Raw genomic sequence first — 23,168 nt, 5'->3', positions numbered from 1 at the left:
GCATACAGTCAGCAGCCATCGGGGCCTCCTCGGATCGGCGTCTTCCAACAACACCGAGTCCAGCGAGGCCCCGACCCACACGGGTGGACCCCTACACGCCCCTCATCCCACGATCACGCGCAGTGCCCACTTCCCTGGCGTCGTGGAGATCCAGTCCTACCTTCCAGGGGGTGCTGCCACCACGGCACTGGAGAGCAACGCCGGTCCGCCCACCGCGTTGGGGCTGTTGAACCTGAGCGCCCCTCGCCACGCGGTGTTCGGTGTGTTGATCCTCGCCGGGTGGGCAGCGGCGCTGCTCGCACTCGCCGCTGTACGCCGCAGCCATCACTCCTCGCCCGTTCCTTCCCCGTCGTCGCGTGTGATGAAGGCAACCTTGGTTTCGACTGCCGCCGTCGTCGTGATCGCTGCGGTCCTTCCACCGCTGGCCCGACAAGCCCTTCCCTGGTACTTCAAACCGGAGTGGCTTCGTGACACCCGCAATGGCACGTCGAGCATCGACGCCGTCGAAGGGTTCGTGGACGCGCTGCGTCGAGGTGAATCGGTGTCCGAGGGGGTCGAACCTGGCGACCCGTTCTGGCGGCCGCTGCGAGAAGGCACCATCGACGTCGCCTCCGAGTCGGAGATGCAAGCACCTGACGCCGTGAGGGTGACCGCCACGGTGGGCGATGGCGGAACTCATCGCTACACGTACGAGTTCCACCTCGATCGTCGTGACACAGGCTGGGAGGTGGTTCGTGTCCGCGCGGCGCGAGGGTGACCGAGCCCAGGTACAGGCGGCGGTCGCAGAACCGCTGCCGCGCCGACCCTCGAGCGCCACCGCGTGGAGGAGACCGCGACTGCACCAGCTCCTGTTGGGGCCGGGCTGGATGCCGTCGGTGGTCATCGCCCTCCTTGCCGGGGGACTGGGCGGGGTGCTGCCCGTCGCCGTCCTCGGCGAACCCGGGCAGGGACTGCTCGCTGGCCTCGTCAACGGGTTTGCGGCAGCGGCCACCCTCGGGCCGGTGTGGATGCCGCCACTCGTCGCCACCGTGGTGTGCGCCGAGGTCGAGTCGGGCGTGTCCGCATACCGGTGGGTCAGCGGGATCAGCGCAGCAGCTCTCCGTAACCGGCGCAGGGTGGAGGCGCTGAGCGCGGTGGTCGCCGCCCTTGCTGCAGCCGCCGCGATGGGCGTCGTCGGCGCGGTGCTCGCCAACGTCTCCACGCCAGGCGACTGGTCGGTCGGCCTCGCCGGATCGTCGGGATCGTCTGGGTTCGGTTTCGCGATCGCGGCGGCGGCCGTCAGCGTCACGTTGTCGATCTCGGTCGCTGAGCTCGTCGGACGGCGTCTGCTGGCCGTGGTCATCCTCGAAGGGTCGTTGATGGCCACCGCAGCGGTCCTGGCCATGCTGTACTTCGCCCCAATCCTCAAGCCTGCACAGGTGCTCTCGCCGTGGGTTGGGATCTGGCCCCTGCGAGCCGCAGACGCACGGAGCCCGCTGCTCGCCACGGACATCGAGCCGTGGATCGCCCACATCGCGACGGCAGCGTGGGTGCTCGCCCTGCTCACCGCCGCCTTGCTACGACGTCCCGACCAACTTCCGAAGGGAACCGAATGACCAGCCCGCACCAGAAGCCGCCCAGCGTCCCCGCCACCCGCCGCTGGCTGCCCTGCTCGGTGGTTGCAGTCGCCGCGGTGTCTCTGCTCCTCGTCGCCAGCGGCTGTTCTGGCTCAGACCCGGGTGGTGCATCCCCCTCGCAGATCGAGGGGCACGCCCAGGCGTTGTCGTGGCCAGACGGGCACGCGCCGCCTGTGGAGGCCCTCTCCTCGTTCGCGGCAGCTGCCGGAACCACCGACGAAGACGCCCAGACCCAGGTCGGCTGGGCGAACGCCTGTGCCTGGTACCTGGCGTGGTACGAGCAGTATCAGCGAGGTGACGTCAGTCCGACACTTCTCGCACACCTGCGTGACGAGTTGCCACAGCTCACCTTCGTGCAAGGTATCTCGGCGGGCCCCGAGACGTTTGAAGCGCTCGCAGCAGACGCCGCGGCGATGCGGCCGGCGGCGATCGAGGAGTTCCTCCGACTGAATCGCTGCGACACCCTCAACGATCGACCTGCGGCCTCGTGAGCACGCGTTCGCTCGACGATCAGGTCCACTCGATGCTGGACGGAGAACTCAGAGCCGGCTTTGGCACCGCAGCCCAAGTGTTCGTTGCCCTCGAAGGTGATGTGCTCTGCGATGTCGCTGTCGGGGAAGGCGTTCCCGGCGACCCCATCACGAGCGGGACGACCTTCAACTTGCACTGCGCCACGAAGCCCGTAGTCGCCGTCGCAGTGGCCCGAGCGCTTGAAGACGCACGATGTGATCCGTCAACTCCGGTCGCTGAACTCCTCGACATCGACCACCCATCGACCATCACCGTGCGCGATGTCGTGAACCACACCGCCGGTCTTGGCCAGCCCGACGCCTATCGTTGCAACATGATGGACCCTGCCGCTCTTGCCGTTGAGCTCGAGCCCACCAAGCTGCTGAACGCGGCAAGATCCGGTGTCGCCGAATACAGCGAAGTCGCCGGCTGGCACCTCCTCGCCCAGGTGCTCAGCGCACTCACAGGCCGTGACGCTGCCGCGCACCTCACCGAAGAGATCGAAGCCCTTGGGCTCGGCGGCACCATTCGGTTCAGCGCGCCCCAGGGTCCTATGACCGTCCTTGAAGCTTTCAGCGAGCGAATGGTGTGCTCTGTCAAAGGCCTGCTCACATCCAGCGACCGTGCCAGCGGCGATCCACGAGGTCGACATCGAAAGCACGCAGCCGGCGAGCCGACTGGTGCGGGGAGAGACGACCCGTGTCAGCCGTCGAGCACGGCGCTGGCGACCAGCTCTTCGAGGCGACGATCGTCGTACCAGCTGATCTGGAGCTGCTTGGCTCGGCGGAAGTACAGCTGGATGTCGTACTCCAGGGTGAAGCCCACCCCGCCGAAGATCTGCTGCGCCACCGCGGTGACGTCGCGGAAGGTCTGGCAGGCGAAGAGCTTGGCCATCGGAGCAAGCCGGTCGATTGGTCGACCGGTGGCACGGGCCCAGGCCGCCTCGTAGACCAGCAGCGTCCCCCCGTCAACCGTCGTCTTGGCATCGGCGAGGTAGTGGGCGATGGCCTGGAACGCGCCTAGCGGCTTGCCGAACTGCTCACGGTCCTTCGCGTACTGCACCGTGATCTCCAGCGCATACTGCGCACCGCCCATGGCTTGCGCAGCGAGGGGGATCAGCCCGTCGAGCATCGTGTCGGCCCAGGTTCGCCAACCTGACCCCGGTTCGCCGATGCGGTCAGCGTCGCTGACGCGCACCTCCGAGAAGGTCACCGCGTACTGGGTGTCGGAGGCGATCGTGAGCTGCTGCTCGAGCGTCACCCCGTCAGCGTTGGGGTCGACGAGGAACAGATCGATGTCGCCGTCATCGTTGCGGGCGAGCACCACCAGTCGGTCGGCGGAGGAAGCAAACGGCACGTGCCACTTGGTGCCGTCGAGCACGAAGCCGTCGCCGTCGGTGCGGGCTCGCAGCTGCACCCCCTCGGGCGCGAAGCCGTTGCGCGGCTCCAACCAGGCCGTGCTCAGGATGGCGTCACCGCGCGCGATCTTCGGCAGCCACTGCTGCCTCTGGTCCTCAGAGCCGGACCGCAGCAGCACGCCAGCGCTCATCACCGCGCTGACGAAGTGCGGCGAGGGCGCGAGCGCTCGGCCCAGCTCCTCGTAGAGGATCGCCGCTTCAAGCATGGTCATCCCCGATCCGCCGTACTCGGTCGGCAGGGTGAGACCGATCAGGTCGAGCTCGGCGAGCTGCTTCCAGAACGGAGCGGGGAACCCGACCGGGTCGTCCTCGAACTGGCGCACCACCTCGAGCGAGGCGAAGTCGTTGCAGACACCTCGGACCATCTCCCGAAGCATCTGCTGCTCATCGCTGAAGTCCAGGTCCATCGCGGTCTCCTAGGGCTTCCACTGGTCGCCGCGGCGGCGCCAGGGGTTGTCGTCAGGGGAGGTGGGCACCGCCACCCGGGCCGCGCACTCGGTCTTGAGCTCGCCGTCGACGGTGAGCGAGATGCGCAGGTCGACCCAGCCGCACCCGGTCTCGTCGACGCTGGTGTCCTCGACCACCCCGGAGAGCGTCATCGTGTCGCCGGGGAACACCGAGCCCTTCATGCGGAACGTCATCCGGCCGAGCCGACCGGTCGGGCCGGTCCAGTCGGTGATGTAGCGCTCGAACCAGGCTGCCTGGTTCGGGGTGTTCATGAAGATGTCACGGGTGCCGTTGCGGTTCACGGCGAAGTCGTGGTCGTGGTGCATGGGACGCCAGTCACGGGAGGCGAGCGCACCCAGCACGATCGTCGTGGCGGTCACGTCGTGGTGCAGCGGTGGCAGGGTGTCCCCCTTGTGAACCTCGTCGAGCGTCAGCACCGTGGTCATGGTTCCCTCCGGTAGCCGAAGCCGGTGTAGCTCTCGACCCCCACCAGCTCGTCGCGCTGGTTGAAGTACTCGACGTCGATCACCCAGAAGCGGCCGGTGCCGAGCTTGGTGGTCTTCGGTGGACTCACCGAGCGCAGGATCTGATGGGTGCGGAGCCGATCCCCCGGCCGGACCGGTTCGTGGAAGACGATGGTGTTGTCGGTCATCACCGCCTCGGGCAGGTCGAAGCGCTCCTTCAGGTCGAAGTGGACCTGCAACGGCAGCGCCTGCTCGGTGCGGCCCGGCGCCCAGTGGTGGGGCCGGAACCACACCGACAGCATGGTCGGCGGCGCGATCGGACCGCCGGTGATCTCCTCGGCCACCTGGTCGTCCCAGAACAGCGGGTTGCCGTTCTCGACGGACGCGCAGCTGGTCCAGATGTAGCCCCGCTCGACCGGGAACTCGCCGGTGACCTCGTACTGGACCTTGCCGATCATCGCCGCGACATCCTCGGGAAGGTCGGTGTCCGGGCTGGTCATGCGACCACTCCTCTCTCCCGCAAGGCACGGATCCGCTCGGCGCTGAAGCCGGCCGCGCCGAGCAGATCGTCGGTATCGGTCTCGCCGGCGTCGCGCACCTCGAAGTGGCGTCGCCCGGTGTCGGTGCCCGCCAGCAGGGTGCCGAGCTGCCGGAACGTGCCCTCGCGCTCGTGGTGCGCCTCGGCGATCACCCCTCGGGCGGTGAGGTGCGGGTCGTTGACCAGCTCGGGCACCGAGTACACGGGTGCCACGCAGGTGTCGTTGGGTGCCAGCTCCGCCACCCACTCGTCGCGAGGCCGGGTGGCGAACGCGGCCCGGAAGTCAGCGCGGATCTGATCTTGCACGTCGTCGTCGAGCTGGTGGCCGATCCACTGCTCGCAACCCAGTCGCCGGCACAGGTTCTCGTAGAAGTGCGGCTCGATCGCGCCTACCGCCACCCACCTCCCGTCGGCACACCGATAGGTGTCGTAGCACGCGTAGCGGCCGGTGAGGATGTAGTGGCCCGGCCCCGGAACGGTGCCCGTGGCGAGGTACTCGTCGATGTAGAGCGACATGAGCGACAGCACCCCGTCGGTGATGGACACGTCGAGGTAGGCGCCCTCACCGGTGCTGCTGCGGCGCACGAGCGCAGCCATCACCGCCATCGCTGCCTGCATCCCGCCGCCGGCGGCGTCGGCGACGGTCGCGCCGGGCAGCGGCGGCTTGCCGTCGGGTGCCCGCTCGCTGCAGTCGAGGTAGCCGCCGAGCGCGAGGTAGTTGATGTCGTGGCCGGCCCACTGGGAGTAGGGGCCGCTCTGGCCGTAGCCGCTGGTCGAGCAGTACACGATCTCGGGTCGGACCGCTCGCACGTCCTCGTACCCCACCCCCAGGCGGTCGGCGACGCCAGGCCGGAAGCTCTCGATCACCACGTCGGCCCCGGCCGCGAGGGTGAGGAAGGCTTGGCGACCCTCGGGAGCCTTCAGGTCGAGCCGGACCCGCTTCATGTCCCGGTGGCCCGAGTACGCGTAGTACGGGGGGATGATCTGGACCCCGCCGGCGCGGGGCACCGCTCCGACCTTCACCACGGTGGCCCCGTAGTCGCTCAAGATGCGCGAGGCGCGCGCCGCTGGCCCGACCGTTGAGAAGTCGAGGACCGTGGTGCCGGCCAGGGCGGGGGTGGGCATCCCTAGAAGTTCTTGGGGAGGCCGAGACCGCGGCGGGCGATGATGTTCTTCTGGATCTCGGAGGCGCCACCGCCGATGGTGTCGATGACCGTGTAGCGGTAGGTCGACTCCGATCGGCCCTTCATCGGGGCCTCCTCGGTGTGGACCCGCAGCTGACTTCCCGGAGCTGCGATGTCCATCGCCGCGTTGGCCAGCCGCTTCGAGAACTCGGTGGCGTACAGCTTGTACTCGGAGGACTCCACGGTGGGCGGTGGAGTGGGCTTGCCGGTGGCCTTCGTCTGCTTCTCACCCTTCACCGACTCGGCCACGACCTTGAGCCCCATCACCCGGGCCACTTCGGCGTCGGTGTGCAGGCGGGCGATGCGGGCGCGGATCACCGGATCGTCCTTGAGCGGCTTGCCGTCGCGAGTCTCGGTGCGCACGTAGTCGGTGAGCAGGTCGAGTCGCTGCTTGATCGGGGAGAAGGTGAACATGGTGAAGCGTTCGAGGTCGAGCGCCTGGCTGATGTACTGGAAGCCCTTGTTCACCTCACCGACGACGTACTCGTCGGGCACGAAGACGTCGTTGATGAATACCTCGTTGGTGCGCTCGTCGCCCATCGTCCAGATCGGGCGGATCTCGATGTTGGGGTGGTTGAGCGGAACCAGCATCAAGGTGATGCCGTGGTGCTTGTCGTCAGGGTCGGTCCGGGTGCCGAGCCAGTACCACTCGGCGAAGTGGGCGGACGTGGTCCAGGTCTTCTGACCGTTGAGCAGCCACCCGGTCTTGCCGTCCTGCTCGTGGCGGACCGCCTTGAGCTTCATGGACGCTGCGTCGGAGCCGGCGTTCGGTTCGCTGTAGCCCACCGCGAACTCGACGTCGTTCTCGAGGATCATCGGCAGGAACTTCTGCTTGAGGAAATCGCTGCCGTGGGCGATCAGCGTCTTGCCGATGATGCCCACGCCCTTGCCGATCTGGGGGCCGCCTCGCGCCGCGAGCGCCTCGTTCAGCAGGTACTCGTAGACGCCCTCGCCCTCACTGCCCCCATACTCCTTGGGCCAGGTCATGCCGAGCCAGCCCTTCTGGCCCAGCTTCTTCATGAACGCCCGCCGCTTGGGGGTGTCGACGATCTGGGCCATGTTCTCCCGGGTGACGTCGAAGACCTCCGGATCGTCGTTCTCGTCGAGGAACCGTTCCACCTCGGCGAGGAAGTCCAGTTGTTCCTGGGAGAACTCGAAGTCCATCAGCTGCTCCTGCGATCGGGCCGACGGATCTGATGATCCGTCAGAAAACGCTACCCCTCCCCGAACGGTTCAGCGAAACGCGGGCTGGGGCCGCGCTGGGCTGAACGGTTCGGTGGTGCTCTCGAACTGTTCATCGGAACGCGGGCTGGGGCCGCGCTGGGCTGAACGGTTCGGTGGTGCTCTCGAACTGTTCATCGGAACGCGGGCTGGGGCGGCGCTGGGCTGAACGGTTCGGTGGTGCTCTCGAACTGTTCATCGGAACGCGGGCTGGGGCCGCGCCGGGCTGAACAGTTCGGGGAGGGGGTGGCCTCAGGGGGAGATGACCCCGTCGGCGGCGAGCTGATCGAGGAGGGTGTCGTCGAGGCCCAACTCGGCTGCCAGCACCTCCCTGGTGTGCTCGCCCACCCACGGCACCCGCCGCTCGGGCCCCTCCGCCATCTTCGACAGCTTCACCGGGTTGCCCGGCACCAGGATCGGTTCCGCCACCCCGTCGGTGCGGGGGAGCTCCACCAGCATGTGGCGGGCGGCCACGTGCGGATCCGCGATCACGTCCGGCGCACTGTTGCTCGGGCCGGCCACGATGCCGGCTGCGGTCAGCTCTCGGGCGGCCTCGAGCTTGGTGCGGTCGGCCAACCACGCTTCGAACGCCGGCCGGATCACGGTGTCGAGATGCGGCATCCACCCGGAGCGGTCGGCGAAGCGCGGGTCGTGCTTCCACTCTGGGCGGCCGATCAGCTCGGCGAGACGCTCGAACTGGAACTCGCGCACGATCTGCACCACCACGTAGCCGTCGCGGGCCTTGAAGCCCTCGCAGATGACCGGTACCTGGTCCTCGGGGGTGGGCCGCACGCCCATCGACCAGAAGTTCGTCACGATGTCGGTCATCGAGATCATGGCGTCGAACATGGCGATGTCGACGTACTGCCCCTCGCCGGTGCGTTCCCGCTGGCGGAGGGCGGCGAGCACGCCGATCACCGCGAACAGCCCCGAGCTGATGTCGCCGAGCGCTCCGACCGGGATGGTGACCGGCGGGTGGTCGGGGCCGCTGCGGTACTCGTAGATCCCCGACATGGCCTCGACCACCGAGGCGTACGCGGGCCACGACCGGTAGGGGGTGTCGACGGTGTTGCCGAACCCGGAGATCGACAGGTAGATCGCGCCCGGGTGCACGGCCGCGACGTCCGCGTAGCCGAGGCCCATGCGGTCCATGGTGCCGGGCTTGAAGTTCTCGCAGATCACGTCGAAGCGGGGCACCAGATCGAGGAAGAGCTTGCGCCCCTCGTCGCGCTTGAGGTCGATGCCCACGCTGCGCTTGTTGAGGTTGTTGCGCAGGAACGTCGCCCCGACCGGTCGGCCGTCGGGATCGAGCATCGCCGGTGAGGCGCCCCGCCCGGACTCACCGTCGCGGGGATGCTCGACCTTCACCACGTCGGCCCCGAGCCGGGCCAACAACTGGGTGGCGTACGGGAGGGCCTGCATCTGCTCGGCGGCCAGCACCCGTACCCCATCCAGGGGTCGCCCATACGCCATCGCCTGCGCGTTCGCCACCTCACCCAGCTTCATGGGCGCATCGTACCGGTGCCGTCTGCGCATCTGATGAGGTGTCAGATCCGTCCTAGACTGCCGCCATGCGAGGGATCCTGAGCTACGGCGCCTACGTGCCGTACCGCCGCCTGGACCGGGCGGACATCCGTGCGTTCCTCGGCAGCGGGGGCGGCAAGGGCACCCGTGCGGTCGCCTCCTACGACGAGGACACCACCACCCTGGCCGTCGAGGCCAGCCGAGTGGCCATGCGCGCCGCTCCCGCGGGCATCGTGCCGAGCGCGCTGTGGTTCGCGACCGTGTCGCCCGCCTACCTCGACAAGACCAACGCCACCGCCATCCACGCCGCCCTGCGGCTCGACGCCGACGCCGCGGCCGCCGACTTCGGCGGCGCTCCTCGTTCGGGAGTCGTCGCCTGGCGGGCCGCGCTGTCCGGGACGGGCACGGTGCTCGTGGTCGCGGCGGACATCCGCACAGGGCTGCCGGGCAGCGCGGACGAGGCTGGCGGTGGCGATGCGGGGAGCGCGCTGCTCATCGGTGACGGCGACGAGGGCGCGCCGGTCCTCGCCGAGTACCTCGGGGCAGCGAGCGCCACCAGCGAGTTCATCGACCGTTGGCGCACCCCGGGAGAGAACCGCTCCAGGCAGTGGGAAGAGCGCTTCGGCGAGCTGCAGTACCTCCCGCTGGCCGAGCAGGCGTGGAAGGCGGCGCTCCAGGAAGCAGGCCTTGCTCCCGGCGACCTCGATCTGGTCGCGGTCACCGGGCTGCACACCAGGGCGGTACGGGCTGCGGTGCGCAAGCTCGGTGTGGGGGACGAGGTGGTGCTCGACGACCTCGGCGCTTCGGTCGGCAACAGCGGCACCGCGCACCCCGGCCTGCTGCTCGCCGCCGCGCTCGATCGAGCCGAGCCCGGCCAGGTGATCGCGGTGCTGTCGCTCGCCGACGGCGCCGATGCGTTCGTGTTCCGAGCCACCGAGGCGCTCCCCGCGCACCGGCCGGCTCGCACGGTGGCGGGGCAGGTCGCCAACGGTGCCGGCCTGCCGTACGCCAAGTTCCTCTCCTGGCGGGGGATGCTGACCCTGGATCCCCCCCGGCGTCCGGAGCCCGCACGGGTGTCGGCCTCGGCGGCCGCGCGCTCGGAGGCGTGGAAGTACGCCTTCGTCGGCTCCCGGGATCGATCGAGCGGCGCGGTGCACCTCCCGCCGGCCCGGGTGTCGATGGTCGGTGACGCGATCGATGACATGGACCCCATCCCCATGGCCGACACCGAAGGCACCATCGTCACCTTCACCGTCGACCGCCTCGCCTACTCGCCGAGCCCACCGGTGATCTTCGCCGTTGTCGACTTCGACGGCGGTGGACGACTCCCCATCGAGCTCACCGACGTCGACGAGGCCGACGTCGCCATCGGCGACCGGGTGGAGATGACGTTCCGCCGGCTCAACTCGGCCGATGGCATCCACAACTACTTCTGGAAGGCACGCCCGGTTCGGAGCTGAGGAGCAGGGCCATGGCATCACACGGCATCAAGGATCAGGTGGCGATCGTCGGCATGGGCTGTACGCCCTTCGCCGAGGCGTTCGGCAAGAGCACGGACGACCTGCTGATCGACGCGGCCCAGGAAGCGTTCAGCTCCGCGGGCGTCGGCAAGGACACCGTCGACGCCTACTGGCTCGGCACCGCGCAGTCCGGCATGAGCGGCATCACCCTCGCCAAGCCGTTGCAGCTCCACGGTAAGCCCGTGACCCGGGTGGAGAACTTCTGCGCCACGGGCTCCGAAGCACTGCGCCAGGCCTCGTACGCGGTGGCCAGCGGCGCGTACGACGTGGCCATGGCCATCGGGGTGGAGAAGGTGAAGGACTCCGGCTACCAGGGGCTCAACGCCTTCCCGATCCCCAACGACGGTACCGCCCGCACGCTCACCGCAGCCGCGATGTTCTCGATGGTCGCCCCGGCGTATGCGAAGCGCTTCGGGGTCGATGAGGCCTCCCTGCGCGAGGCGCTGGCCCGCATCGCGTCGAAGAACCACTACAACGGGGCGCGCAACCCGCGGGCCCAGTTCCGCCGCGAGGTCAGCTCGGAGCAGGTCTGTGCAGCGCCGCCGGTCGCCGGGGTGCTGGGCGTGTTCGATTGCGCCGGGGTCGCGGACGGCGCCGCGGCGGCGATCGTGGTGCGGGCCGAGGACGCACACCGCTACACCGATCGACCGCTGTACGTGAAGGCCCTGTCGTTCGTGGCCGGCAACGGCAGCGGGCTGCTCGACCCCGATTACGACTACACCACCTTCCCCGAGGTCGTGGCTTGCGCCCGGGACGCATACGAGCAGGCCGGGGTGACCGATCCCCGCCACCAGCTGGCGATGGCGGAGGTGCACGACTGCTTCACACCCACCGAGCTGGTGCTGATGGAGGATCTCGGGTTCGCCGAGCGGGGCACCGCGTGGAAGGAGGTGCTCGCCGGCACCTTCGACCTGCACGGCGAGCTGCCGGTGAACCCCGACGGCGGGTTGAAGAGCTTCGGTCACCCGGTCGGTGCCTCGGGTCTGCGGATGATGTTCGAGGCCTGGCTCCAGCTCCGCGGTGAGGCTCCCGCGGAGCGCCAGATCGAAACCGTCACCGAGCGGCACCTGGCGCTCACCCACAACCTCGGCGGCTATCCGGGGGAGATGGTGAGCTTCGTCGGCATCGTCGGCACCCAACGAGGCTGATCCAGCCGACCTCCTGGTCGCCGCGCCCGGTCCGGATTATTCTCCACACTTCCGGTCGAGAAGGGTGGGAATGGGCGCGGACGCGTGGATCACGTTGGCGGTGATCGCCGGGTTGGTGGTGGTGTTCGTCACCGAGCGCGTGCCCCCCGCTGTGGCGATGGGGGCGGCGGTCGTGACCCTGTACCTGCTCGGCGTGGTCGACGCGTCCCAGGCCTTCTCGGGCTTCTCGAACATCGCTCCGCTCACCGTGGCCGCGCTCTACGTCCTCGCGGGCGCGGCCGACATCACCGGCGCGCTCTCGGGGCTGACCCGCCGGGCGCTCGGCAGCGGCGGTGGGAGCGAGCGGCGAAACCTGGCCCGGTTCCTGTTCCCCGTCATGCTGGCCTCCGGGTTCGTCGCCAACACCCCGCTGGTGGCGATGCTCGCCCCGCGCATCACCACCTGGGCTCGCCGAGCCGGCCGCTCCCCGTCGCGCTTCCTCATCCCCCTCAGCTACGCGGCGATCCTCGGTGGGGTCATCACCGTGCTGGGCACCTCGACCAACCTGGTGGTTAGTGGCCTGCTCCACGACGCCGGGCAGGAGGCCCTGGGGGTCTTCGAGATCACCCGGGTCGGCCTGCCGGTGGCGGTGGTGGGTGTGGCCTTGGTGGTGCTGGTCACCCCGCTGCTGCTCCCCGCCCGCCGCGCACCCGATGAGGACCTGGCCAGCGTGCGGGAGTTCACCGTCGAGATGCTGGTCGCTCCCGGCAGCCCCCTCGTGGGCCGATCGGTCGCCAGTGCCAACCTGCGGAACCTCCAGGGCGTCTACCTGGTCGAGATCCTGCGCGGCGAGCGATCGGTCGCACCGGTCCCCCCAGACGAGCTGCTCGGCCCGGGCGACCGGCTGGTGTTCGCCGGGGCCGTCGACCGGGTGATCGACCTGCAGGGCGTCGCCGGGCTGGTGATGGCCGAGGAGCACCACTTCAGCGTCGATGGCAGCATCGGCCACCAGTTCTACGAGGTCGTCGTCGCCGAGGGCAGCTCACTCAACGGCTCGACGTTGAAGGCGGCCGAGTTCCGCTCCACCTTCGGGGCGGCGGTCATCGCGGTGCACCGCGCCGGGCAACGGTTGGGGGGCAAGCTCGGCGATCTCCCGCTTCGAGCGGGGGACGTGCTGCTGCTCGTGGCTCCCGAGGGGTTCCGCCACATGGCCCGCGAGTCCTCGGCCTTCTCGGTGGTGGCGCCCTACGACGGTGCGGCGCCCTTGCGGCGCCGCAGCGCCCGCGTGGTGGAGCTCGCCACCCTGGCCCTGGTGGTGCTGGCCGGCTCCGGCCTGGTGGACCTCACGAAAGCGGCGATGGGCGTGGTGCTGGCGCTGCTCGTCACCCGGGTGATCACCCCCGCGGAGGCCCGGCGTTCGATCAACCTGGACATCGTCGCCATGATCGCGTTCAGCTTCGGGCTGGGCGCTGCCGCGGCGCAGAGCGGTCTGGCGAAGACCGTCGCCGAGGGCCTCGTCTCGGCCACCTCGGCATGGGGGGACGTGGGCATCCTCCTCGGGGTGGCGGTCGGGACGTTGCTGGCCACCGAGCTGCTGTCGAACAACGCGGCCGCGGCGTTGATGTTCCCGGTGGCGATGGCGGTGGCATCCGAGACCGGTCTGGCGCTCCGGCCCCTGGCCATCGTGATCCTGCTCATGGCGTCGTGCTCGTTCATGAGCCCGATCGGCTACCAGACCAACACCATGGTCTTCGGCATGGGCGGCTACCGGTTCACGGACTTCACGAGGGTGGGCCTTCCCCTGTCCATCGCCGTGCTCATCCTCTCGGTCCTGCTCGTGCCGGTGATGTTCCCGCTCCGCTGACCGGCTGATCACCGCCAGGGTGAGCGATGTCCCTCGGTGGGTCGTAGGCTCGGGTCAGATGGGGTAGTGAGGCCGCAGCGAACGGGGCTTCAGGATCCCGTCCCGGTCATGGGAGGATTCGCGTGTCGCTCTTGAGACGCCTGCGCCAGGCGCGGTGGCCCGCGCTCCCGGCTTCATCGGACGAGGCGTCTTCGACCGTCGGTCGCTCGTGGCTGGACCACCTGCCGCCCGAGACCATTGCGGCCATGACCCGGGTCGTCGAGCAGGCGTTCCCCGCGTTCCCCGCCCGGCTGGCCGCGGCACGCGCCGCGGCCGAGGTGGAGCGCCTGCTCGCGGAGCGGTCCGACGAGGCGCCGTCGCGCCCGCTCGATCCGGCCCGTCCCGAGCGGCTGGGGCGGGCCGAACCACCGGTTCCCGAGCGCTGCCCCCAGTGCGGCGGGACGACGACCGTGACCCGCATCGACCTCACCGCCGACGCGGGCTGGTTCCAGTGCCGCGACTGCGGCCTGCGCTTCGGTGGCAGCATGGTGGACCACAGCGGGAACGCCACCCACCCCCGCTGACGTTGCACCCGGGTGACGAGTTCCCCGAAGGAGTCCCGATGCTGTTCGGCAGGCACAAGCTGGAGTTGCCGACTCCCGACACGGCTCTGCCCGGCCGTGAGACGGCCATGCCGGTGATCGACCGGCACGCGGTCAACGGGCACCCGTTGCTCCCCCCGTTCCCCGAGGGGCACCTGCAGGCGCTGTTCGGCATGGGCTGCTTCTGGGGTGCCGAGCGGCGGTTCTGGCAGGCGGAGGGCGTGTACACCACCGCGGTCGGCTACGCGGGCGGCATCACCCCCAACCCGACCTACGAGGAGGTGTGCTCGGGGCTCACCGGTCACGCCGAGGTGGTCCTGGTGGTGTTCGACCCGGCCGTGATCGGGTTCGAGTCGCTGCTGCGGATCTTCTGGGAGAGCCACGATCCCACCCAGGGGATGCGCCAGGGCAACGACATCGGCACCCAGTACCGCTCGGCCATCTACTGGTTCGACGAGCACCAGCGCGAGCTGGCGGAGGGGTCGAAGCAGGCCTACCAGCAGCAACTGGCCCGGGCCGGCTTCGGCCCGATCACCACCGAGATCTGCGAAGCCCCGCCCTTCTACTACGCCGAGGACTACCACCAGCAGTACCTGGCCAAGAACCCGAACGGTTACTGCGGTTTGGGAGGCACGGGCGTGTCATGTCCGGTGGGCATCGGCGAGCTGGGCTGAGAACACGGCGTGGCCGGCACCATCGGCACCTTGGCCCTCGTGGCCCTGTGGTTCCCCGCCGCCGTGGCCACGGCCTTCCTGGCCAGCCGCATGCTCGGGGTACGCCGGTCCTGGGTCGCGGTGCTCATGTCGGGCGTGGTCGGCTGGAGTGCGGGCTTCGTCGTGTCGCTGGGGATCGCCGGCGAGCTGGACGACCCGCGCCTGGTCCGCAACACGCTGGTGTTGTCGTTCGTCTTCACCATGGCCGCCGCGGTGGGCCTCGACCTGCTGGCCAAGCCGGGCACGCTGGCCCAGGGCGATGCCGCGGGCCTGTTCGTCCTTCCCCGGCCGGGCCGCTACCTGTCGGATCGGATCGACGTGGTGCGCCGCACCCGCCAGATCGTCCAGATCGCGCACCACAACGGCTTCGGCCCGCAGCTCACCGGCCGTCTCCGCCGCCACGACGACGCTCTCGCTCGTGACCCGGCTCCGGTGCGGGCCCGGCGGACCCTCGAGCAGTGCGGCGGGATGTTCGTGAAGCTCGGCCAGATCGCCTCCACCCGCACCGACCTGCTTCCCCCGGATTTCATCGAGGAGCTGGCGAAGCTCCAGAGCGACGTGGCGCCCGATGACCCGGAGTCGATGCGCCGGCTCATCGAGCGTGAGCTCGGTGCATCGGTGGAAGACGTCTTCGCCGAGTTCGACTGGGAGCCCATCGGCGCGGCGTCCATCGCGCAGGTCTACAAGGCCACCTTGCGTACGGGGGAGCCGGTGGTGGTCAAGGCCCAGCGACCCGGCGTCGCCGACGTCGTGCACCGGGACACGCAGGTGCTGTTGCGCGTCGCCGGGATGATCGACCGCGACACCCCTCAGGGGGCCGAGTACCGGGTCGGCGACCTGGCGCGGGAGTTCGCAGACGGGGCGGCGGCCGAGCTGGACTTCCGGGGCGAGGCCCAGAACGCGATCGCGATCGGTCGGAACATGGCGGGCCAGCCCGGGGTCAGGGTTCCCGTCGTGTACGAGGAGCTGAGCACCTCCCGGCTCCTGGTCCAGGAACGGTTCGAGGGACCATCGGTGAGCGACCACGCGGCGCTCGCCGGCAGGGATCTGGACCGGCGGGCGCTGGCCCGCACGCTGCTGCGGGCCGCGCTCAAGCAGATGATGACCGATGGGTGCTTCCACGCGGACCTCCATCCGGGCAACGTGCTGGTGCTCGACGACGGCTCGCTGGGCCTGATCGACTTCGGGGCCTGCGGGCGCCTCGACCCGCTGCAGCAGGCGTCGCTCCGCCAGATGCTGATCGCCACGGCGCTGCGTGACCCGGCCATGCTCCGCCAAGCGGTCGACGACGCGTGCGACGTGGGTTCGAGCGCCGGTGAGGAGGCTCTCGAACGCGCCCTCGCCCGCTTCCTGGCCCGCCACGTGCAGCCAGGCCAAGCGGTGAGCGCGACCGCGGTGGCCGACCTGATGCAGCTGCTCGGGAGCTTCGGGATCGACGTGCCGGTGGAGTTCACGACCTTCGGGCGGGCACTCGTGGTGCTCGACGGGACGCTCATCACCCTTGATCCGGGGTTCAACTTCTCCCAGGAAGCCCGCGAGGTGGCCAGCGAGTGGGTCACCGCCTCGCAGGGCGGTGCCATCCCCGACCTCGACGCGCTCGCCCGCCAGGAGCTGCTCGCGCAGCTACCGACCCTGCGGGTGCTGCCCAAGCGTGCCGATCGAGTGTTGCGGTTGGCGGAGAAAGGGGAGCTGCTCACCCGCACTTCGCTGTTCTCCCGCGACGACGACGTGCGCTTCGTCGCCAAGATGGTGAACCGGGTGGTGCTCGCGTTCGCCGGCGGCGTGCTCGGGATCGTGTCGGCGGTCCTGCTCTCGACGAGCAACGGTCCGGCCTTCGCCGACCAGGTCACGCTGCTGAACTTCTTCGGCTACCTGGGCCTGTTCGGATCGGTCGTGCTGTTGCTGCGGGTGACCGCGGCCATCGTGCGCGAAGGGCTCAACTGACCGGGTAGGTTGACCCGGACGTCGACCGAAGCAACCTGAGAGGTGTCGTACCGATGGCCTTCGAACTTCCCCCGCTGCCCTACGCCCAGGATGCGCTGGCGCCGCACATCTCCGCCGAGACGCTCGAGTACCACTACGGCAAGCACCACCAGGCCTACGTGAACAAGCTCAACGAGCTGCTGCAGGGCACCGACGACGCCGACGCGCCGCTCGAGGACGTGATCCGCAAGGCCGACATCGGCACCCCGCTGTTCAACAACGCGGCCCAGCACTGGAACCACAGCTTCTACTGGAAGTGCATGGCCCCCGGCGGCGGTGGGCAGCCCTCGGGTGATCTGGCCGAGCGGATCAACTCGGCGTTCGGCTCCTACGACGAGTTCCGCAAGCAGTTCGTCGACGCCGCCACCACCCAGTTCGGCTCCGGGTGGGCGTGGCTGGTCGACGACGGCAGCGGCCTCAAGGTCATGAAGACCCCGAACGCGGACCTGCCGATGAAGCACGACGCGAAGGCGCTGTTGACCATCGACGTGTGGGAGCACGCCTACTACATCGATTACCGCAACGCCCGCCCGACCTACATCGACACCTTCATGGACCATCTCCTCAACTGGGACTTCGTGGCGGAGAACCTCGCGAGCTGAACCGCAACCCGGCACTCCTCGCCTTCGTGATCGGGGCCTCCGCCCTGCTCGCGGCCGCGTGCGCCGCGGGTGGGTCGGTGGCCTCGCCCGCGACCGGGCCGACGCCCCCGGCGCGACCAGCAGCCGCGGCTGACGTCCGCCTCGGGGGCATGACCTCGGTTGCCGATCGGAGCGACCGGGCGTTCGGGTTCTCGGCTCGCAACCTCGGCCGCCGCGACTCGCTCACCTTCGCCCTTGGCCGTGACTCGTTCAACCAGCCCTGGCAGATCGCCCCGGGCCTGCACGATGACCGGGACGGTCTGGGGCCGACGTTCAACGCGGACTCCTGCGCTGCCTGCCACGCCGGGCACGGGAGAGGCCGGGCCCCGACCGAGGCCATGGACCCGAGCCCCGGCCTGGTGCTGCGGTTGTCCGTGCCCGGCACCGATCCCCATGGCGGGCCACGCCCGGAGCCGGTCTACGGCGCGCAGCTCCAGGACGCCTCCACCGGCTGGGCGCCCCACGAGGGCCGGTTCCGGGTGACCTACGAGCCGGTCGAGGGCCGTTACGGCGACGGCACCCCCTACACGCTCCAGCGGCCCCTCTACACGGTCGGCGACCTGCAGTTCGGCCCGCTCGCTCAGGGCACGATGCTCTCGCCGCGGCTGGCGCCTGCGGTGATCGGACTGGGCCTGCTGGAAGCCATTTCCGCCGAGGAGGTCATCGCTGCCGCCGACCCCGACGATCGGGACGGCGACGGGATCTCGGGTCGGGCGAACCTGGTGTGGGACCAGACCTCGGGGACGGCCGTGCTCGGCCGGTTCGGGTGGAAGGCGAGCCAGCCGAGCGTGGCCCAGCAGACCGCCGCTGCGTTGCACGAGGATCTCGGGGTGACCACACCGATGTTCCCGGTGCCGAACTGCCCGGTGGTGCAGGTCGACTGCGCCCGAGCACCGCTGGGCGGCACGCCGGAGGCGGCGAGCCCGGTGGTGGAGCGGCTCACCTTCTACACCCGCACCCTGGCGGTGCCGCTGCGCCGACCCGGGGAGGCCCGGGCCGACGCCCGGGGGGCCGAGCTGTTCACTAGCGCGGGGTGCGGCTCGTGCCACCGGCCGGTGTGGACCACCGGTGATGATCCGGTGAGCGCGTTGCGGGCCCAGACGATCCGGCCGTACACGGACCTGCTCCTGCACGACCTCGGCGACGGGTTGGCCGACGGCCGGCCCGAGTACCTGGCCACCGGTTCGGAGTGGCGCACGCCTCCGCTGTGGGGGCTCGGCCTGGCACAGCGGGTCACCCCGGGCACCGGCTTCCTGCACGACGGGCGGGCGCGCACCGTGGCGGAGGCGATCCTCTGGCACGGTGGGGAGGCCGAGCAGGCGAGGGAGCGCTTCCGCACGATGGACCCGACCAATCGTGACGCGTTGCTCGCCTTCCTGGCCTCGCTGTGAACCGCCGGCTGCTCCTGCTGCTCGCCATCCCGCTGGTGGCCGCGGTGGCGGTCGCGGCCGGCACCCTCGCGGGGCGGGACCGCGCTGCGCCCCCGGCCTCGAGCGATCCGGTGCGAGGGGCACCCGACACGGTGGTGGTCCCCGCCGAGTCGAGCGTGCACGCGTCCACGCTGGCCGAGCTGGTCGGGGCCTCCGACCGGGTGGTGATCGGGCGGGTGCTCGGCACCGGGCGTGGCCGGTTGGTGGCCGGCAGCTCGGGCGGCGGCATCGTCACCCGCCTGGTGCGGCTCCAGGTCGAGGAGGTGCTGGCCGGGGATGAGACCGGCGATGAGTTGATCGTCGAGGAGCCGGGCTGGCTCACGGACGGTACCGCCGTCTCGGTGAACGGCATCCCAGGCTCCGAGGTGGGCGATCTCGGCATCTGGTTCCTGGTGCGCAGCACCGATCCCGAGGCGCCGTACGACGCGGTGATCAACGACCAGGGCCGTTACCTCGTGGACCCCCACGACGAGACCAGGTTCCGCGACGTGCCGGTCGCCGACTCGCTCATCGACGAGCTGGAACGGCAGGATCCCATCATCCTGCGGCACCAGGTGCAGGAAGCGGCGGGCGCCTTCCGTTCCTCTCGAGGGGGCCGCTGACGCATCGACCGGCGCATCGACCATCCCGCCTCGGGGTGCGACGGTAAGGTCGGCTCGATGATGGGTCAAGCCACCACGACCTCGGTGCCGAACCCTGCAGCCGGACTGGTCAAGGGCGTCACGAACCTCGACGAGGCGTGCGGCAACCACCCGTCGTGGGCGTGCCGGGTGGTTTTCGACCGCACCGGGAACGAGACCCTCGCCGGTGCCGCCGAGTGGTTCGTGGCCAAGCCGCTGGCCATCCTCGCGGTGATCCTCGCCGCGCTCGTCGCCAGCCGGCTGCTGCGCTCGGTGATCAAGCGGGTGATGCTCCGGATGCTCGAGCCCACCTCGTCGTCGCGCCTCGCGAAGCTGCGGGAGCGCACCCCGAACCTGCTGCTCCGGACCACCGAGGAGTGGAGCCTGCGTTCCGCGGCCCGGGTGCAGACGCTGACCGCGGTGGCTCGCAGCCTGGCGTCGCTGATCGTGTGGTTCATCGCCGTCGTGTGGATCCTCGACATCCTCGAGCTCAACTTCGGTCCGTTCATCGCCGGCGCGGGGATCATCGGCGTGGCTCTCGGGTTCGGCGCACAGAACATCGTGCGTGACTTCCTCTCGGGGTTCTTCCTCATCATCGAGGACCAGTTCGGGGTCGGCGACATCGTCGACCTCGGCGAGGCCAGTGGCACGGTCGAGAAGGTCACCCTGCGATCCACACGGTTGCGTGACGTGCACGGCGTGGTCTGGCACGTGCCCAACGGGCAGATCCAGCGGGTCGCGAACCAGTCCCAGGAGTGGGCGCGTGCCCTGCTCGACGTGGAGGTCGCCTACGACACCGACATCGACCTGGCCGAGCGGGTGATCGCCGAGACGGCGGAGGCGATGGCCGCCGATCCGGCCTGGGCGCTGGAGATCCTCGAGACCCCCGAGGTGTGGGGCGTCGAGGCGTTCACCCCCAACGCGATCGTCATCCGGTTGGTGATGAAGACCCGCCCGGCCTCCCAGTGGCGGGTCATGCGGGAGCTGCGCAAGCGGCTGAAGGAAGCCTTCGACCAGCGGGGGATCGTGATTCCGGTGGCGCAGCTCGACCTGCGGATGCACCGCGACCGCGAGGGGCAGACCGTCGATGACACCTCTGGCTCGGAGGAGGGCCCGGCCGACGGCGAGCGCGCTCGCGCCGAGGCGACCGAACGGGACGAGGCCTAGGCCTCCCCGAGCTCCACGTCGACGGCCGGCTCGCTCGCCTCGACCGTCGCCAGCTCCCCGGTGACGTTGCCGGCGTCGCGCACGTCGGCCAGCGCTGGGCGCAGCGCCTCGAGCCGGGCGTGCGTGTCGCGCACCGTGACCCGTTCCACCGACGCCTTCAGGGAGCGCTTCGCCTCGGTCTTGGCCTTGCGGATCTCACCGAGCACCGCGGCTGCGACCTCGAAGACCTGCGGGTCACCGTCGGCGGCCGCGTCGCGCAAGCCGCTCACCTCCGGCCAGGGCGAGCGGTGGATGGAGCCCTCCTGCCACCACGACCAGACCTCCTCGGTGACGTAGGGCAGGAACGGCGCGAACAGCCGAAGCAGCGTCGAGAGGGCGAGCTGCAGGGTGGCCTGCGCGGAGGCCGCGGCGCCGTCACCCTGGGTGCCGTAGGCCCGGCCCTTGACCAGTTCGAGGTACTCGTCGCAGAAGGTCCAGAAGAACGCCTCGGTGCGCTCGAGGGCCCGGGCGTAGTCGTAGCCGTCGAAGGCCGCGGTGGTCTCGTCGACCAGCTCGGCGAGCCGGGCCAGCATCGAGCGGTCGACGGCTTCGGTGATCACCGACAGGTCCGCTCGGCGCGAACCGAGCCCGAGCGCGAAGCGAGACGCGTTGAGCAGCTTGATGGCCAGCCGGCGACCGACCTTCATCTGGCCCTCGTCGAAGGCGGTGTCCGTGCCGGGCCGGCCACTGGCCGCCCAGTAGCGCAGCGCGTCGGCACCGAACTGCTCGATGTACTGCATCGGGGTGACCACGTTGCCCTTGGACTTGGACATCTTCTTGCGGTCAGGGTCGAGCACCCAGCCCGAGATGGCGGCATTCCGCCAGGGGAGCGTGTCGTGCTCGAGGTGCGAGCGCACCACCGTCGAGAACAGCCAGGTGCGGATGATCTCGTGGGCCTGCGGTCGCAGGTCCATGGGGAAGGTGCGCCGGAACAGGTCGTCGTCCTCCTCCCACATGGTGGCGATCTGCGGGGTGAGCGACGAGGTGGCCCAGGTGTCCATGACGTCGGGATCAGCGGTGAAGCCACCGGGCTGGTCGCGCTGGGACTCCTCGAAGCCCTCGGGGGTGTCGGAGGTGGGGTCGACCGGCAGCCGGTCCTCCGAGGGGAGGATCGGGTGCGCGTAGTCGGGCTCGCCCCGGTCGTCGAGGGGGTACCACACCGGGAACGGCACCCCGAAGAAGCGCTGGCGGGAGATGAGCCAGTCGCCGGTGAGTCCCTCCACCCAGTTCTCGTAGCGGACCTGCATGTAGGGCGGGTGCCAGTGCAACTCCTTGCCGCGGTGCAGCAGCGCCTCGCGCAGGTCGAGATCGCGCCCGCCGTTGCGGATGTACCACTGGCGGCTGGTGACGATCTCCAGCGGCCGCTCACCCCGCTCGTAGAACTTCACCGGATGGGTGATCTCGCGGGGCTCGCCGTCGAGATCACCCGAGTCGCGCAGCAGCTCCACGATGCGCCGCCGGGCCTGGTTCACCGTCTTGCCTGCCAGTTCCGCGTACGCCGCTCGCCCGGCCTCGGTGCTGATCACGACGGGTGGTTCGCCCACCAGGCGCCCGTCGAGGCCCATCACCGAGCGGGTGGGCAGCTGCAGCTCACGCCACCAGGTGACGTCGGTGACGTCACCAAAGGTGCAGATCATGGCGATGCCCGAGCCCTTCTCCGGGTCAGCCAGCTCGTGAGCCTTCACCTCGACCTCGACGTCGAACAGTGGCGTGCGCACGGTGGAGCCGAACAGCGGCTGGTACCGCTCGTCGTCGGGGTGGGCCACCAGCGCCACACAGGCGGGGATCAGCTCGGGCCGGGTGGTCTCGATGTACACGGGTTCGGTGCGCGCCCCACTGGGGTCGGTGCGCCAGAACGCGATGCGGTGGTAGGCGCCGGGGCGCTCGCGGTCTTCGAGCTCGGCCTGGGCCACCGCGGTGCGGTAATCGACGTCCCACAGCACCGGGGCTTCCGCCTGGTACGCCTCACCCCTGGCCAGGTTGCGGAGGAAGGCTCGCTGGGCCACCCGCTGGCAGTGATCGTCGATGGTGGCGTAGGTCATGGTCCAGTCGACCGACAACCCGAGCGCCCGCCACAGCGCCTCGAAGGCCTTCTCGTCCTCGGCGGTGAGGCCGTGGCACAGCTCGACGAAGTTGCGCCGGCTGAGGTGGCGCGGCGGGTCGAACGGCTCGCTCGGGGCCTCGAAGTCGGGGTCGTAGGGCAGCGACGGGTCGCAGAGCACCCCGTAGTAGTTCTGCACTCGCCGCTCGGTGGGCAGGCCGTTGTCGTCCCAGCCCATCGGGTAGAAGACCTCGCGGCCGCGCATGCGCTGGTAGCGGGCCACCGTGTCGGTGTGGGTGTAGGAGAACACGTGACCGACGTGCAGGGAGCCCGACACCGTGGGAGGTGGGGTGTCGATCGAGTAGATCTCGTCCCGGGTCTTGGAGCGGTCGAAGCGGTAGGTGCCCTCGCGCTCCCAGACCGCGTCCCACTTGGGCTCGAGGCCTTCCAGGCTCGGCTTCTCCGGCACCGACCACTCGGTGCGGGCGATCGGGGGGTTGCTGCTCACGTCGCCAAGGTAG

Annotated in this window: 20 protein-coding genes and 1 pseudogene; 14 read left to right on the top strand and 7 right to left on the bottom strand. The window is 69.9% G+C overall.

What is annotated here, in order from left to right:
* From HZF19_RS02835 to HZF19_RS17360, 4 genes and pseudogenes are all read left to right on the top strand, one after another.
* Positions 1-757: hypothetical protein (locus tag HZF19_RS02835; protein WP_208027226.1), on the top strand; the 757-nt coding region annotated here is incomplete at its 5' end.
* Positions 758-875: 118 nt separating this feature from the next.
* Positions 876-1,595: a hypothetical protein gene (locus tag HZF19_RS02830; protein WP_208027225.1), complete on the top strand. Its 720-nt coding sequence runs from the start codon at positions 876-878 to the stop codon at positions 1,593-1,595.
* Complete coding sequence (locus tag HZF19_RS02825; protein ID WP_208027224.1) at positions 1,592-2,107, top strand: hypothetical protein; 516 nt, start codon at positions 1,592-1,594, stop codon at positions 2,105-2,107. Before HZF19_RS02830 ends, HZF19_RS02825 begins: the two co-directional genes overlap by 4 nt.
* A gap of 32 nt (positions 2,108-2,139) precedes the next feature.
* Positions 2,140-2,589 (top strand): annotated as a pseudogene (locus HZF19_RS17360) (serine hydrolase); the annotation flags it as partial.
* Between the two features lie 239 nt (positions 2,590-2,828).
* Here the strand turns inward: HZF19_RS17360 and HZF19_RS02815 are convergent.
* From HZF19_RS02815 to HZF19_RS02790, 6 genes are all read right to left on the bottom strand, one after another.
* Complete coding sequence (locus HZF19_RS02815) at positions 2,829-3,950, bottom strand: acyl-CoA dehydrogenase family protein (RefSeq protein WP_208027223.1); 1,122 nt, start codon at positions 3,948-3,950, stop codon at positions 2,829-2,831.
* 9 nt (positions 3,951-3,959) lie between these two features.
* Positions 3,960-4,436 (bottom strand): hotdog family protein, encoded by a 477-nt coding sequence (locus HZF19_RS02810; RefSeq protein ID WP_208027222.1) that lies wholly within the window; start codon positions 4,434-4,436, stop codon positions 3,960-3,962.
* Entirely contained in the window at positions 4,433-4,954 is a 522-nt protein-coding gene (locus HZF19_RS02805; protein ID WP_208027221.1) for an FAS1-like dehydratase domain-containing protein, read from the bottom strand. The genes HZF19_RS02810 and HZF19_RS02805 overlap by 4 nt, the downstream gene beginning before the upstream one ends.
* Positions 4,951-6,117: a CaiB/BaiF CoA transferase family protein gene (locus HZF19_RS02800; RefSeq protein WP_208027220.1), complete on the bottom strand. Its 1,167-nt coding sequence runs from the start codon at positions 6,115-6,117 to the stop codon at positions 4,951-4,953. Before HZF19_RS02800 ends, HZF19_RS02805 begins: the two co-directional genes overlap by 4 nt.
* Positions 6,118-6,119: 2 nt before the next feature.
* Positions 6,120-7,340: an acyl-CoA dehydrogenase family protein gene (locus HZF19_RS02795; protein ID WP_208027219.1), complete on the bottom strand. Its 1,221-nt coding sequence runs from the start codon at positions 7,338-7,340 to the stop codon at positions 6,120-6,122.
* A 309-nt stretch (positions 7,341-7,649) separates the two neighbouring features.
* Positions 7,650-8,903, bottom strand: coding sequence for a CaiB/BaiF CoA transferase family protein (locus tag HZF19_RS02790; protein ID WP_235979175.1), 1,254 nt, complete (start codon positions 8,901-8,903; stop codon positions 7,650-7,652).
* A gap of 65 nt (positions 8,904-8,968) precedes the next feature.
* Here HZF19_RS02790 and HZF19_RS02785 point away from each other — a divergent pair, with 65 nt between their 5' ends.
* The 10 genes from HZF19_RS02785 (at position 8,969) to HZF19_RS02740 (ending at position 20,567) form a co-directional block, all read left to right on the top strand.
* Positions 8,969-10,381 (top strand): OB-fold domain-containing protein, encoded by a 1,413-nt coding sequence (locus HZF19_RS02785; RefSeq protein WP_208027217.1) that lies wholly within the window; start codon positions 8,969-8,971, stop codon positions 10,379-10,381.
* A gap of 11 nt (positions 10,382-10,392) precedes the next feature.
* Complete coding sequence (locus HZF19_RS02780; protein WP_208027216.1) at positions 10,393-11,589, top strand: acetyl-CoA acetyltransferase; 1,197 nt, start codon at positions 10,393-10,395, stop codon at positions 11,587-11,589.
* 70 nt (positions 11,590-11,659) lie between these two features.
* The gene (locus HZF19_RS02775) at positions 11,660-13,432 is read left to right on the top strand and encodes an SLC13 family permease (protein WP_208027215.1); all 1,773 of its coding nucleotides are present in this window, start codon (positions 11,660-11,662) and stop codon (positions 13,430-13,432) included.
* A gap of 245 nt (positions 13,433-13,677) precedes the next feature.
* Complete coding sequence (locus HZF19_RS02770; protein ID WP_208027214.1) at positions 13,678-13,995, top strand: hypothetical protein; 318 nt, start codon at positions 13,678-13,680, stop codon at positions 13,993-13,995.
* A gap of 38 nt (positions 13,996-14,033) precedes the next feature.
* On the top strand, positions 14,034-14,687 hold the full coding sequence (msrA, locus tag HZF19_RS02765; RefSeq protein WP_235979174.1) for a peptide-methionine (S)-S-oxide reductase MsrA: 654 nt from the start codon (positions 14,034-14,036) through the stop codon (positions 14,685-14,687).
* Between the two features lie 9 nt (positions 14,688-14,696).
* Positions 14,697-16,670: an ABC1 kinase family protein gene (locus HZF19_RS02760; protein ID WP_208027213.1), complete on the top strand. Its 1,974-nt coding sequence runs from the start codon at positions 14,697-14,699 to the stop codon at positions 16,668-16,670.
* A gap of 53 nt (positions 16,671-16,723) precedes the next feature.
* Positions 16,724-17,311 (top strand): superoxide dismutase, encoded by a 588-nt coding sequence (locus tag HZF19_RS02755; protein WP_208027212.1) that lies wholly within the window; start codon positions 16,724-16,726, stop codon positions 17,309-17,311.
* A gap of 149 nt (positions 17,312-17,460) precedes the next feature.
* Entirely contained in the window at positions 17,461-18,741 is a 1,281-nt protein-coding gene (locus HZF19_RS02750; protein ID WP_208027211.1) for a di-heme oxidoreductase family protein, read from the top strand.
* The gene (locus tag HZF19_RS02745) at positions 18,738-19,382 is read left to right on the top strand and encodes a hypothetical protein (protein ID WP_208027210.1); all 645 of its coding nucleotides are present in this window, start codon (positions 18,738-18,740) and stop codon (positions 19,380-19,382) included. Before HZF19_RS02750 ends, HZF19_RS02745 begins: the two co-directional genes overlap by 4 nt.
* A gap of 57 nt (positions 19,383-19,439) precedes the next feature.
* Positions 19,440-20,567: a mechanosensitive ion channel family protein gene (locus HZF19_RS02740; RefSeq protein ID WP_208027209.1), complete on the top strand. Its 1,128-nt coding sequence runs from the start codon at positions 19,440-19,442 to the stop codon at positions 20,565-20,567.
* On the opposite strand, the gene valS is transcribed toward HZF19_RS02740, so the two are convergent.
* A complete protein-coding gene (gene valS / locus HZF19_RS02735) occupies positions 20,564-23,155 on the bottom strand; it encodes a valine--tRNA ligase (protein ID WP_307781120.1) in 2,592 nt (863 codons plus the stop codon). The genes HZF19_RS02740 and valS overlap by 4 nt on opposite strands.
* Positions 23,156-23,168 lie beyond the last annotated feature (13 nt).

The organism is Rhabdothermincola sediminis (assembly GCF_014805525.1).
In the GTDB taxonomy this organism is placed as follows: Bacteria; Actinomycetota; Acidimicrobiia; order Acidimicrobiales; family Acidimicrobilacustridaceae; genus Rhabdothermincola; species Rhabdothermincola sediminis.
This window is presented reverse-complemented; position numbering and strand designations above follow the sequence as displayed.

What these genes read in the sequence shown, in the direction of transcription:
- HZF19_RS02740 (WP_208027209.1), top strand. Translation starts at nt 19,440, where the DNA reads ATGATGGGTCAAGCCACCACGACCTCGGTGCCGAACCCTGCAGCCGGA.
- HZF19_RS02825 (WP_208027224.1), top strand. Translation starts at nt 1,592, where the DNA reads ATGACCAGCCCGCACCAGAAGCCGCCCAGCGTCCCCGCCACCCGCCGC.
- HZF19_RS02775 (WP_208027215.1), top strand. Translation starts at nt 11,660, where the DNA reads ATGGGCGCGGACGCGTGGATCACGTTGGCGGTGATCGCCGGGTTGGTG.
- HZF19_RS02805 (WP_208027221.1), bottom strand. Translation starts at nt 4,954, where the DNA reads ATGACCAGCCCGGACACCGACCTTCCCGAGGATGTCGCGGCGATGATC.
- msrA (WP_235979174.1), top strand. Translation starts at nt 14,034, where the DNA reads ATGCTGTTCGGCAGGCACAAGCTGGAGTTGCCGACTCCCGACACGGCT.
- HZF19_RS02780 (WP_208027216.1), top strand. Translation starts at nt 10,393, where the DNA reads ATGGCATCACACGGCATCAAGGATCAGGTGGCGATCGTCGGCATGGGC.
- HZF19_RS02750 (WP_208027211.1), top strand. Translation starts at nt 17,461, where the DNA reads ATGACCTCGGTTGCCGATCGGAGCGACCGGGCGTTCGGGTTCTCGGCT.
- HZF19_RS02790 (WP_235979175.1), bottom strand. Translation starts at nt 8,903, where the DNA reads ATGAAGCTGGGTGAGGTGGCGAACGCGCAGGCGATGGCGTATGGGCGA.
- HZF19_RS02800 (WP_208027220.1), bottom strand. Translation starts at nt 6,117, where the DNA reads ATGCCCACCCCCGCCCTGGCCGGCACCACGGTCCTCGACTTCTCAACG.
- HZF19_RS02815 (WP_208027223.1), bottom strand. Translation starts at nt 3,950, where the DNA reads ATGGACCTGGACTTCAGCGATGAGCAGCAGATGCTTCGGGAGATGGTC.
- HZF19_RS02810 (WP_208027222.1), bottom strand. Translation starts at nt 4,436, where the DNA reads ATGACCACGGTGCTGACGCTCGACGAGGTTCACAAGGGGGACACCCTG.
- HZF19_RS02755 (WP_208027212.1), top strand. Translation starts at nt 16,724, where the DNA reads ATGGCCTTCGAACTTCCCCCGCTGCCCTACGCCCAGGATGCGCTGGCG.
- HZF19_RS02770 (WP_208027214.1), top strand. Translation starts at nt 13,678, where the DNA reads ATGACCCGGGTCGTCGAGCAGGCGTTCCCCGCGTTCCCCGCCCGGCTG.
- HZF19_RS02795 (WP_208027219.1), bottom strand. Translation starts at nt 7,340, where the DNA reads ATGGACTTCGAGTTCTCCCAGGAACAACTGGACTTCCTCGCCGAGGTG.
- HZF19_RS02785 (WP_208027217.1), top strand. Translation starts at nt 8,969, where the DNA reads ATGCGAGGGATCCTGAGCTACGGCGCCTACGTGCCGTACCGCCGCCTG.